Source organism: Xanthomonas translucens pv. undulosa (genome assembly GCF_017301775.1).
In the GTDB taxonomy this organism is placed as follows: domain Bacteria; phylum Pseudomonadota; class Gammaproteobacteria; order Xanthomonadales; family Xanthomonadaceae; genus Xanthomonas_A; species Xanthomonas_A translucens.
In genome coordinates this window covers 357,001-367,952 of sequence record NZ_CP063993.1, presented here as the reverse complement: position 1 = coordinate 367,952, position 10,952 = coordinate 357,001, and the positions used below count along the sequence as shown (strand labels likewise).

General features: G+C 70.5%; 12 protein-coding genes. 2 read left to right on the top strand and 10 right to left on the bottom strand.

All coding sequences use genetic code 11. The annotated features are described in order from the left end of the window. Positions 1-341 precede the first annotated feature (341 nt). The 10 genes from metX to ccmA form a co-directional block, all read right to left on the bottom strand. Entirely contained in the window at positions 342-1,454 is a 1,113-nt protein-coding gene (gene metX, locus ISN38_RS01395) for a homoserine O-acetyltransferase MetX (RefSeq protein ID WP_003473450.1), read from the bottom strand. 155 nt (positions 1,455-1,609) lie between these two features. Continuing rightward, the gene (locus tag ISN38_RS01390; RefSeq protein ID WP_206712021.1) at positions 1,610-2,692 is read right to left on the bottom strand and encodes a tetratricopeptide repeat protein; all 1,083 of its coding nucleotides are present in this window, start codon (positions 2,690-2,692) and stop codon (positions 1,610-1,612) included. Positions 2,693-2,696: 4 nt separating this feature from the next. After that, positions 2,697-3,149: a cytochrome c-type biogenesis protein gene (locus tag ISN38_RS01385; protein WP_003473236.1), complete on the bottom strand. Its 453-nt coding sequence runs from the start codon at positions 3,147-3,149 to the stop codon at positions 2,697-2,699. Then, complete coding sequence (locus ISN38_RS01380; RefSeq protein ID WP_003473237.1) at positions 3,146-3,748, bottom strand: DsbE family thiol:disulfide interchange protein; 603 nt, start codon at positions 3,746-3,748, stop codon at positions 3,146-3,148. Before ISN38_RS01380 ends, ISN38_RS01385 begins: the two co-directional genes overlap by 4 nt. Then, positions 3,748-5,682, bottom strand: coding sequence for a heme lyase CcmF/NrfE family subunit (locus tag ISN38_RS01375; RefSeq protein ID WP_003473238.1), 1,935 nt, complete (start codon positions 5,680-5,682; stop codon positions 3,748-3,750). The genes ISN38_RS01380 and ISN38_RS01375 overlap by 1 nt, the downstream gene beginning before the upstream one ends. Before the next feature lie 117 nt (positions 5,683-5,799). Beyond that, on the bottom strand, positions 5,800-6,252 hold the full coding sequence (gene ccmE, locus ISN38_RS01370; RefSeq protein ID WP_047324866.1) for a cytochrome c maturation protein CcmE: 453 nt from the start codon (positions 6,250-6,252) through the stop codon (positions 5,800-5,802). After that, positions 6,249-6,422: a heme exporter protein CcmD gene (locus ISN38_RS01365; protein ID WP_003474125.1), complete on the bottom strand. Its 174-nt coding sequence runs from the start codon at positions 6,420-6,422 to the stop codon at positions 6,249-6,251. The genes ccmE and ISN38_RS01365 overlap by 4 nt, the downstream gene beginning before the upstream one ends. Next, on the bottom strand, positions 6,419-7,168 hold the full coding sequence (ccmC, locus tag ISN38_RS01360; RefSeq protein WP_108084910.1) for a heme ABC transporter permease CcmC: 750 nt from the start codon (positions 7,166-7,168) through the stop codon (positions 6,419-6,421). Before ccmC ends, ISN38_RS01365 begins: the two co-directional genes overlap by 4 nt. A gap of 105 nt (positions 7,169-7,273) precedes the next feature. Beyond that, positions 7,274-7,969, bottom strand: coding sequence for a heme exporter protein CcmB (gene ccmB, locus ISN38_RS01355; protein WP_108084911.1), 696 nt, complete (start codon positions 7,967-7,969; stop codon positions 7,274-7,276). Then, complete coding sequence (gene ccmA / locus ISN38_RS01350) at positions 7,966-8,613, bottom strand: heme ABC exporter ATP-binding protein CcmA (RefSeq protein ID WP_058359079.1); 648 nt, start codon at positions 8,611-8,613, stop codon at positions 7,966-7,968. Before ccmA ends, ccmB begins: the two co-directional genes overlap by 4 nt. A gap of 219 nt (positions 8,614-8,832) precedes the next feature. Between ccmA and ISN38_RS01345 the strand changes: the two genes are divergently transcribed. Both ISN38_RS01345 and ISN38_RS01340 read left to right on the top strand, forming a co-directional pair. Further along, complete coding sequence (locus ISN38_RS01345) at positions 8,833-9,981, top strand: pyridoxal phosphate-dependent aminotransferase (RefSeq protein ID WP_047324869.1); 1,149 nt, start codon at positions 8,833-8,835, stop codon at positions 9,979-9,981. A 102-nt stretch (positions 9,982-10,083) separates the two neighbouring features. Then, the gene (locus tag ISN38_RS01340; RefSeq protein ID WP_058359080.1) at positions 10,084-10,920 is read left to right on the top strand and encodes an amidohydrolase; all 837 of its coding nucleotides are present in this window, start codon (positions 10,084-10,086) and stop codon (positions 10,918-10,920) included. Positions 10,921-10,952: the final 32 nt, after the last annotated feature.

Sequence of the window (10,952 nt, the reverse complement as noted above, 5' to 3'; positions counted from 1 at the left end):
TCGCGATGATCGGAGCGGCGCCTGTGCCGAGGGTGGATGCAGTCGGGACTGAAGTCCCTCCCACAAAGGGCAGCAGCATGCCGTTGTTCTGTCGCGCGAGCGGTTCCGTGTGGCCGGACGATCAGCCGCGACGAGCGAAGTCGCGAGCCATCTGTTCGCGACCACATCTCAGGACCGAACTACATGTCGGGGCTGAAGCCCCTCCTACATGAAGCAGCAGATGCCCTCGGTCGCAAGAAGCTCTCTGTAGGAGCGGCTTCAGCCGCGACGAACGGAGCGGTAAACCAATCCCATCCCCGCCCGACAACGAAGCGCGATGCCAGCCGCTGCTGCAGGATCGGCTAAAGCGCGTCCAAAAACCCCTTCACCGCCGGCCCGAAACGCGCGAAATCGACCAGGAACGCGTCGTGTCCCTGCGGCGAGTCCAGGCCCAGGAACTGCGCCTGCGCGCCGCCGGCGCGCAGGCCGTCGGCGATCTGCTGTTGTTGCTGCACCGGGAACAGGATGTCGGTGTTGGCGCCGATCGCCAGCGCGCGCTCAATGCGGATCGTCGCCAGCCCGGCGAGCACGTGGCCACCGGCGTATTCGGCCAGGTCGAACCAGTCCATCGAACGGCTCAGGTACAGGTAGCAGTTCGGATCGAAGCGGCGCACGAAGCGCCGCGCATGGCCTTCCAGATAGCTTTCGACCTGGAATTCCAGGCCGAACGGATCCTCGTCGGCCTGCTCCGAATCCAGCCGCACACGGCCGAAGCGGCCATCCCATTCCAGCGCCGAACGGTAGGTGATGACGCCCAGCTTGCGCGCCATGCGCATGCCCGACTCGGGGTAGGTGGTTTCGTCGTAATCGCCGCCATTCCAGTTCGGATCCAGGCGGATCGCCTCGCGCTGCAGCGAGCGGATCGCGATCGAGAACGGCAAGGCCTGCGCGCTGCCGGAGATGTTGATATGGCTGCGCGCCAGCCCAGGATGCCGGCGCAGCAACGCCAGCGCGGTCATGCCGCCCATCGAGTTGCCGATCACGCACGCCAGCCGCTCGATGCCCAGCGCGCGCACCACGTGCGCGGCAGCATCGGCCACGTCTTCGATCGACAGCTCCGGGAAACGCAGGCGATACGGTTGCGCGTCGTCCGGATGCGGCGAGGCCGGGCCGGTCGAGCCCTTGCAGCTGCCCAGCGAATTCACGCAGATCACGAACCAGCGCTGCGTGTCGATCGGCTTGCCGGCGCCGAGCATCGCCTCCCACCAGCCGGGGCTGGGGTCGTCGGCATGCGCGGCGGCATGCGCGTCCGGCGACAGGCCGGTGACGATCAGGAGCGCATTGCTGCGGTCCGCCGCCAGCGTGCCCCAGGTCTCGTAGGCGACGCGCGCCTCGCGCAGCTGGCCGCCGCGCTTCATCGGGAACGGCGAGGGCAGGGCGAGGAAGCGGCTGCCGGGAGGAATGAATTCGGTCATGCGCCGATTCTATCCGTGCCGCGGCGGACGCGGCGTGCGTGTGGCGTCAGGTGCGCCCTTGTAGGAGCGGCTTCAGCCGCGACAGGTATTCCCCGCAACCGACATGTTCCCGGCGCCGGTGTCGCGGCTGAAGCCGCTTCTACAGGAAAGCCGAGCTATTGCTTCCCGATCACCAACTCCACCGGCCTCGCCGTCGGCAGCGTCACCGTCACCGCTGCCGATTCCAGGTCGCCTTCCTGGCGCATCGCGTTGCCGCTGTTCGAGAGCCGCGCCAGCACCTGCACTTGCTTGAGCTGCGACAGCGTCTGCGTCGGCATCGGGCTGTCGCTGTCGCTCAGGGTCACGCGCAGCGGCAGCGATTGCAGCGAATGCTTCTGCACCGCGACCGGCATCGGCGGGCCGCCGGGCACGCGCGCGATCACGAACACGCTGGCGTCGCCGCGCAGACGCACCCGTGCGGCGAATCCCGGGTCCAGCGACACCGAGACGGTCAGCGTCCCAACGGCGGCGGATGCAGGCGCTGATGCGGCGTTCGCCGCTGCGGTCGCGCTTGCCTGTGCCGGTGCCGCGGCGCCTGGCGCAGCAGCCGGCAGCGCCGGCAACCCGGCATCGGCGCGCGCCGCATCGATCTGCGGGCGCAGCGCGGCGGCGGTGGCGGCATCCACGCGCGGCAGCAGCGCTTCCCAGGTCGCCGCGGCCTCGGCATGCTGGCCGCGCTGGCGCTGCGCGATGCCCAGGAACCAGGCGGCGCGCTCGTTGTTCGGTTCGACCTGCAAGGCATGCCGCAGCCAGGCCACGCCTTGCGCATCGAACTGGCGCTGCGGCGTGGCCAACGCGCGCGCTTCGGCCGCCTGCACCAGCCATTGCGCTTCGTCTGGCGCCAGCTGCACGGCGCGGGCGAGCGCGGTGGCGGCTTCGTTGGGGCGGCCCAGCGACATCTGCGAGCGCGCCAGCAGCGCCCAGCCTTCGGCGCGGTTGGGATCCTTGGCCAGCGCCGCCTGCAGTTGCGCCACGCCGTCTTCGAGATTGCGCGGCGCTTCGCGGTTCTGCGCCCGCAGCGCGCGCGGCGTGCCGACCAGCGCGTACAGCACGGCGGCGGCCATGCCCAGCGCCAGCACCGCGACCCCGAGCAGTGCCGCGTCGCAACGGCCGTGGCCACGCCGCAACGGCCACAGCACCGCGCCGAACACGAGCGCGGCCAGCACCGCCGCTGCGGCATGCATGCCCCAGCTCAGCATCGGCTCACCATTCCTGTTCCTCCTGCGCCGGCGGCGCCGCGCCAGCCGGCGCGCGGCGGCGCACCACCCAGATCAGCAGCAGCGCACCGGCGCCGAACAGCAGCAACGGCCCGAACCACAGCAGCCAGGTGCGCGCTTCCACCTGCGGCCGGTACAGCACGAACTCGCCGTAGCGATCGACCAGGAAGCGCTTGATTTCCGCGTCCGAACGTCCCTGCTGCATCAGTTGCAGCACTTCGCGGCGTAGGTCCAGCGCGATCTGCGCATGCGAGTCGGCCAGCGACTGGTTCTGGCACTGCACGCAGCGCAGTTCGGCGGTCAGCGCATGGAAGCGCGCTTCCTCGGCCGCCGAGCGATACGCCAGCGGGGTCGGATCGGCCACCGGCTGCGCGCTGGCGTGTCCGGCGCACGCCAGCAGCACCAGCAGCACCAGCGGCGCGTGCCAGCGGCGCGTCACGGCGTGGCCCGGCCCTGCCTGGCGGTCGGCGCGTCGCGTTCGGCCTGCAGCAGCGCCGGCAGCAGTTCGTCCTGCACGATCCGGTCGGTCAAGGCGCCGGAATGCTTCCAGCGCACCACGCCGCGCGCATCGACCAGGAAGGTCTCCGGCGCCGCGGCCACGCCCCAGTCGATCGCGGTGCGCCCGTCCGGATCGAACAGCACCACGAAGAACGGATTGCCCAACTGCTCCAGCCAGTGCAATGCATCCTGCCGGGTGTCCTTCCAGTCGTAGCCGATCACCCGCACCCGCTTGGTCAGCGCGAAGCGGGTCAGCACCGGGTGTTCCTCGCGGCAGGTGGCGCACCAGCTGCCCCAGACGTTGAGCACGTACGGCGCGCCGCGCAGCTCGGCGCTGCGCACGCGGATCGACGCATCGTGCAGCACCGGCAGTTCGAACGCCGGCGCCGGCTTGCCGATCAGCGCCGACGGCAGCGCATCGCGATCGGCCATGCCGGAACGTTGCACCGCATAGAACATCAGTGCCAGCAGGCCGATGAAGAACAGGGCGCCGAGCACGATGGCGGCGAGCGGCAGACGACGTGGAGCAGGAGCGGACATCAGGATTTCTCCGGGGAACGACGGAAGCGCCGGTCGCCGGCGGTGACGAAGCCGCCGAGCGCCATCAGCGCCGCGCCGAGCCAGATCCAGCGAACGAACGGTTTGACATGCAGGCGCATCGCCCAGGCGTTGCCGCCCAGCGGTTCGCCCAGGGCGATATAGACGTCGCCGAACAGGCCGGGATGGATGCCGGCCTCGCTCAGGCTCTGCCCGCCGCTGGCGTAGACGCGCTTTTCCGGATGCAGCAGCGCCAGCGGGCGGTCGTTGCGCAGCACCTGCACGTGCGCGCGTTCGGACAGGTAGTTGGGGCCGCGGAGCTGGTCCAGGCTCTGGAACGCGAAGCGGTAGCGGCCCATCTGCAGGCTCTGCCCCGGCGCCAGCGCCACTTCGCGTTGCTGATCCAGCGCTTCCACCAGCAGCGCGCCGGTCAGGAACACGGCGATGCCGGCATGCGCCAGGGTCATGCCCAGCATTTCGGCGGTGAAGCGGCTGCCCTTGAGCTGGAAGCGGCTCCACACGAAGCGTGCGTTGCCCAGCAGCACCCAGGCCGCGCCGGCCACGCCGGCGGCGGTCTTCCACGGGCCCTGCGGCGCCAGGAAGAAGCCGAGCACGCCGGCCAGCAGCGCCAGCCCGGCCCAGGGCGCCAGCAGCGCCAGGGGCCGCGACGGCTGTTCGCGCTGCCACCGGGTCAGCGGGCCGAACGGCAGCAACGCCACCAGCGGTGCCATCAGCACCACGAACAAGGTGCCGAAGTAGGGCGGGCCGACCGACAGCTTGCCCAGCCCGAGCGCGTCGGCCAGCAGCGGATACAGCGTGCCCAGCAGCACCATCGCGCAGGCGCAGGTCAGCAGCAGGTTGTTGGCCAGCAGCAAGGTCTCGCGCGAGGACGCGGCGAAGCGCTGGCGCTCGTCGCCGGTGCTGGCGCCGATGCGTCCGCCGCGCAGCGCGTACAGCAGCAGCGCGCCGCCGCAGACCAGGCTCAGGAACACCAGGATGAACAAGCCGCGGCCGGGATCGGCGGCGAAGGAGTGCACGCTGGTCAGTACGCCAGAACGCACCAGGAACGTGCCCAGCAGCGACAGCGAGAACGCGGCGATCGCCAACAGCAGCGTCCACGCGGTGAAGCTGCCGCGCTTCTCGGTCACCGCCTGCGAATGCAGCAGCGCCGTGCCGGCCAGCCACGGCATGAAGCTGGCATTCTCCACCGGGTCCCAGAACCACCAGCCGCCCCAGCCCAGCTCGTAGTACGCCCACCAGCTGCCCAGCGCGATGCCGATGGTCAGGAAACCCCACGCGACATTCGTCCACGGCCGCGTCCAGCGCAGCCAGCGCGCATCGACATGGCCGTCGAGCAACGCGGCGATCGCGAACGCGAACGGCACCGCGAAGCCGACGTAGCCGGCGTACAGCAGCGGCGGGTGGATCACCAGGCCCGGGTCCTGCAGCAGCGGATTGAGATCGCGGCCTTCCAGCGGCGCCGGCAGCAGCCGCGCGAACGGGTTGGAGGTGAACAGCAGGAATGCCAAAAAGCCCAGACTGACCAGCGCCAGCGTGCCGATCACCCGCGCCACCACCGGCGCCGGCAGGCTGCGCGAGCACAGCGCCACCGCGCCGGTCCACAGCGCCAGGATCAGCGTCCACAGCAGCAGCGAGCCTTCGTGCGCGCCCCACACCGCCGAATAGCGGTAGATCAGCGGCAGCAGCGAATTGGAATTCTCGGCCACGTAGGCCACCGAGAAATCCTGCACCAGGAACGCATGGGTCAGCACCGCGAAGGCACCGGCGACCAGCGCCAGCTGCGCGAACGCCGCCGGCCGCGCCACCGCCATCCAGCGCGCGTCGCCGCGCTGCGCGCCGGCCAGCGGCAGCGCCGCCTGCAGCAGCGCGGCGAGCAGGGCCAGGATGAGCAGGATTTGGCCGAGTTCAGGGAGCATGGGGCCGGGACTCGGGACTCGGGACTCGGGACCCGGAAAAGCGGGGCCGCGCGCGGCCTGGGCGTTGGCTGTTACGAGTCCCGAGTCTCGAGTTCCGAGTCCCGCAAAACGCTCCAGTCACTGCGCCGTCTCCGCCACAGCATGCTTCCGATGCGCACTACCCATCTTGTCTTCCAGTTCCTTGGGCATATAGGTCTCGTCGTGCTTGGCCAGCACGTCCTCGGCCACGAACACGCCGTCGCGCATGCGCCCGGTGGCCACCACCGCCTGGCCCTCGCGGAACAGGTCGGGCAGGATCCGGTCGTAGCTGACGGTCAGCTGCGCATCGCCGTCGGTGACCCGGAACCGCGCCAGCAACGAACCGGGCGCGCGCTGGAACGAGCCTTTTTCGACCATGCCGCCGAGGCGGAAGCGCGCGTGCTCGCCTGTCTGGCCGGCCAGCACTTCGGCCGGGGTGTACAGGTAGGCGGTATTGCGCTGCAGGGCCATCGCCACCAGTGTGGTGGTCAGGCCGGCGGCCAGCACCAGCAGCATCAACAGCAGCAGGCGGCGCTTGCGTTGCAGGGTCATCGGCTCAGGTCCAGCGTGGCCGGGTCGGGCTTGGGCTGCTGCTTGCGCTGCGCGCGCAGCCGCGCCGCGCGCAGGGCGCCGCGCAGCTGCAGCCGCGCCAGCACGAAGTCGGCCAGCAGCACGCCGACGAACACCGCATAGGCGCCGATCACGTAGGGCAGGTAGTTCATGCGCGCGCCTCCGCCAGTTTCGCCACCCAATCCTTGCCGGCCTCGCGGCGCAGGTTGTCGGCGCGCGCGCGCGCCAGCAGCGCGCCGGCGAACCAGAACTTGGTCGCCGCCACCATCAGCCACAGCGGCGGCAGCATGCTTGGGGCCATGCTCGACTGGCCGAACAGGCGGATGGTCTGGCCCTGGTGCAGCGAGTTCCACCACACCACCGAATAGCGGATCACCGGCAGCAGCACCACGCCGACGATGGCCAGCAACCCGGCCGCGCGCGCGGCGTTGCGGCGGTCCTCGATCGCCAGGTACAGGCCCATCACCCCGATGTACAGGAACAGCAGGATCAGTTCGGTGGTCAGGCGCGGGTCCCAGTCCCACCAGGCGCCCCACATCGGCTTGCCCCAGATGCTGCCGGTCAGCAGGGTGATCACGGTGAAGGCGGCGCCGATCGGCGCGCAGGCCATCGCCAGCACCTCGCACAGCTTGATCCGCCACACCTGCGCGATCGCCGCGTACAGCGCCATCAGCCCGAACACGAACAGGCTCATCCACGCGCTGGGCACGTGGATGTAGAGGATGCGGAAGGCGTCGCCCTGCAGGCGGTCGGCCGGCACCACGAACAGCGCCTGCCAGATCCCCAACCCGCCCAGCAGCAGCGCCGCCAGGTAGCACCACGGCGTCCAGCGCGCGGCGAAGCGGTCGAAGGCGGGGGGCGAACCGAGTTGGTGGAACCAGCGGACGACGGAGGACATGCGGTCGATTCTAGCGGGCGGAGGGCTTGCGACGGTGCGGTGACAGTGCTTCAACAATAGACCAGATGGTACGGCGCGCGCCGCGCGCACGCGGCGCCGACACGCTCAGCTCAACGAGATGCGGATCGCCGCCGCCGCCGCCAGCGGCGCCAGCACCAGGCCCAGCACCAGCCCGGCTGCCAGCAGCAGCAGGCCGCCGCCGGGGTCCAGGCCCTGCGCCACGGCCGCCACGCTGCCGGCGCCGAACACCAGCACCGGCACGTACAGCGGCAGCGCCAGCAGCGCGACCAGGATCCCGGCGCGCTTCATGCTCACCGTCAGTGCCGCCACCACCGCGCCGATCAGGCTCAGCAGCGGCGTACCCAGCGCCAACGATGCCAGCAGCACCGGCATGCGGTCATGCGGCAGGTGCAGCAATTCGCCGAGCAGCGGGGTCGCCACGATCAGCGGCAGCGCGGTGGTCAGCCAGTGCAGCAGCACCCGCACCAGCACCAGCCAGGCCAGCGGCACCGGCGCCAGCAGCCACTGCTCCAGCGAGCCGTCCTCGGCGTCGCCGCGGAACAGGCTGTCCAGCGCCAGCAGTCCGGCTAGCAGCGCCGCCAGCCACAGCGCGGCGCCGGCGACCTCGCCGAGCAGGCGCGGCTGGTTGCCCAGCGCCAGTGCGAACAGGGCCACGATCAGCAACGCGAATAACGCCGGCTGCAGCGCGTCGCCGCGGCGCCGCCACAGCAGGCGCAGGTCGCGCAGCAGCAGCGCGCGTGTGGCCTGCCACAACGAGGGCAGCGGTGCGGCCAGGCTCATGCGGCCACTCCGCTCAGGCTCAGCATGCGCGTGCGCACCGGCGGCGCGGCGTAGGCACCATGGGTGGTGACCAGCGCCGCGCCGCCGCTGCGCAGGTGCGCGGCGATCATCCGGTTGACCAGGGTGATGCCGTCCAAGTCGAGGTTGGCGTAGGGCTCGTCGAGCAGCCACAGCGGCGCCGGCGATAGCCAGACCCGTGCCAGCGCTAGGCGCTTCTTCTGCCCGGCCGACAGCTGCCGCACCAGGGTGTCCTCGTAGCCGGACAGGCCGACGATGGCCAGTGCGCTGCCCGGCATCTGCTTGGCGCGGCGGCCCTGCAGGCCGCACAAATAGTGCAGGTTCTCCAGCGTGCTCAGGTCCGCCTTCAGGGCGCCCAGATGCCCCAGGTAGGCCATGTAGCGCGCGCGGTCGCCGCGGCGCACCGGGCGGCCGTCGATCTCGATGCGTCCGGCCTCGGCGCGCAGCAGCCCCACCAGCACCCGCAGCAGGGTGGTCTTGCCGGCGCCGTTGTCGCCCTGCACCAGCAGTGCCTCGCCCGCATCCAGATGGAAGTCCAGCGGGCCGAACACGGCGGCGTCGTCGCGGGCGAAGGTGAGCCCATGCGCGGCCAGCAGCGGCGGCGGGGAATGCAGCGGATCGGTCATCGGCGGAGGGCCGCGCCGGGACGGACGCAGCGGCAGGCGGTGGGTGCGGGAAGGCGCGCATTGTATCGGCATGCGACCGCCCGGCGCAGGCGGTGCCGCGGCGACTGCGGCGCCGGCACAGTGGGACCATGTGAAGAACGCTGTTTTGCGCGGCGGCGATGCATTGCCGGCAAGCGGCTTTGCGTACACTCGACGCTTTCCCGTTCACATAACCGACGCATGCATCCGCAGACCAAGCTGCCCAAGGTGGGCACCACCATCTTCACCGTGATGTCGCAACTGGCCGCCGAGCACGGCGCGGTCAACCTGGGCCAGGGCTTTCCCGACTTCGCCGCGCCGGCGCGGCTGATCGACACGCTCGCCCAGGCGATGCGCGATGGCCACAACCAGTATCCGCCCATGACCGGGGTGCCGGTGCTGCGCCAGGCGATCGCCGGCAAGGCGCTGCGCTGCTACGGCGCGCAGGTCGATCCCGATACCGAAGTCACCGTGACCAGCGGCGCCACCGAGGCGCTGTTCAACGCCATCCATGCGGTGGTGCGGCCGGGCGAGGAAGTGATCGTGCTGGATCCGGCCTACGACAGCTATGAACCGGCGATCGACCTGGCCGGCGCGCGCGCGGTGCACGTGCCGCTGGACCCGCAGACCTTCGCGGTGGATTGGGAGCGGGTACGCGCGGCGATCACCCCGCGCACGCGGCTGCTGATCCTTAACAGCCCGCACAACCCGTCCGGCGCGATGCTCGGCGCCGACGACTTGCAGGCGGTCGCCGACCTGCTGCGCGGCAGCGACATCTTGCTGATCTCCGACGAAGTCTACGAGCACATCGTATTCGACGGCCGCCGCCACGAATCGGTGCTGCGCTGGCCGGAACTGCGCGAACGCGCCTTCGTCATCTCCAGCTTCGGCAAGACCTACCACTGCACCGGCTGGAAGATCGGCTACGCGATCGCACCGCCGGCGCTCAGCGCCGAATTCCGCAAGGTCCACCAGTACAACACCTTCACCAGCTTCGGCCCGGCCCAGTACGCCTTCGCCGCGATGATCCGCGACGAGCCCGAACACGACGAACAGCTCGGCGCGTTCTACCAGGCCAAGCGCGACCGCTTCCGCGAACAGTTGCTGACCACCCGGCTCAAGCCATTGCCGGTGCCGGGCGGCTACTTCCAGCTGGTCGACTATTCGGCCATCAGCGACCTGCCCGACACCGAGTTCGTGAAGTGGCTGACCATCGAGAAGGGCGTGGCCGCGATCCCGCTGTCGCCGTTCTACCAGACCCCGCCGCCCGGCCAGCGCCTGGCCCGGCTGTGCTTCGCCAAGAATGAAGCGACGCTGGATGCGGCGATCGAGCGATTGGTGCGGCTCTGACGCGCCGCGTCGGGACTCGGGACTCGTAAAATCAAGAACGCGAATCGGCGACGCCGCTTTTACGAGTCCCGAGTCCCGCCACCTTAGAACCGGACACCCGCCATGCCCCCCACCGACCTCCGCATCTCCCTGATCCAAGGCGACACCCGCTGGCACGATCCGGCCGGCAACCGCGCGCATTACGCCGCGTTGCTGGCGCCGCTCGCTGGCGCCACCGATCTGGTGATCCTGCCGGAGACCTTCACCATCGGTTTCTCCAACGAGGCGCTGGACCAGGCCGAGGGCATGGACGGGCCGACCGTGGCCTGGATCGGCGAGCAGGCGGCGCGGCTAGGGGCGGCGGTGACCGGTAGCGTGCAGTTGCGCGTACCCGGCGAGGACGGCACCGCGAAGGTGTTCAACCGCCTGCTGTGGGCCACGCCCGACGGCGGCCTGCAGCACTACGACAAGCGCCACCTGTTCCGCTACGCCAACGAGCACCAGCGCTATGCCGCCGGGCGCGAGCGGCTGTGCGTGGACTGGAAGGGCTGGCGGATCAATCCGCAGGTCTGCTACGACCTGCGCTTCCCGGTGTTCTGCCGCAACCGCTACGACGTCGAGCGCCCCGGCCAGCTGGATTTCGATTTGCAAATCTTCGTCGCCAACTGGCCGTCGGCGCGCGCCTACCCGTGGCGCACCCTGGTGCGCGCGCGCGCGATCGAGAACCTGTGCTTCGTGGCCGCGGTCAACCGGGTGGGCGAGGACGGCAACGGCCTGCACTATGCCGGCGACAGCGCGGTGATCGATTTCCTCGGCCAGCCGCAGCTGGAGATCCGCGAGCGCGAGCAGGTCGCCACCACCACGATCTCGGCGGCGGCGCTGGCCGCGCACCGCGCGCGCTTCCCGGCGATGCTCGACGCCGACGCCTTCAGCCTCGGGGCGCCTAACGCCGATCGCTGAACGGCGCCGTGCCGGACGCGATTTTCACCACG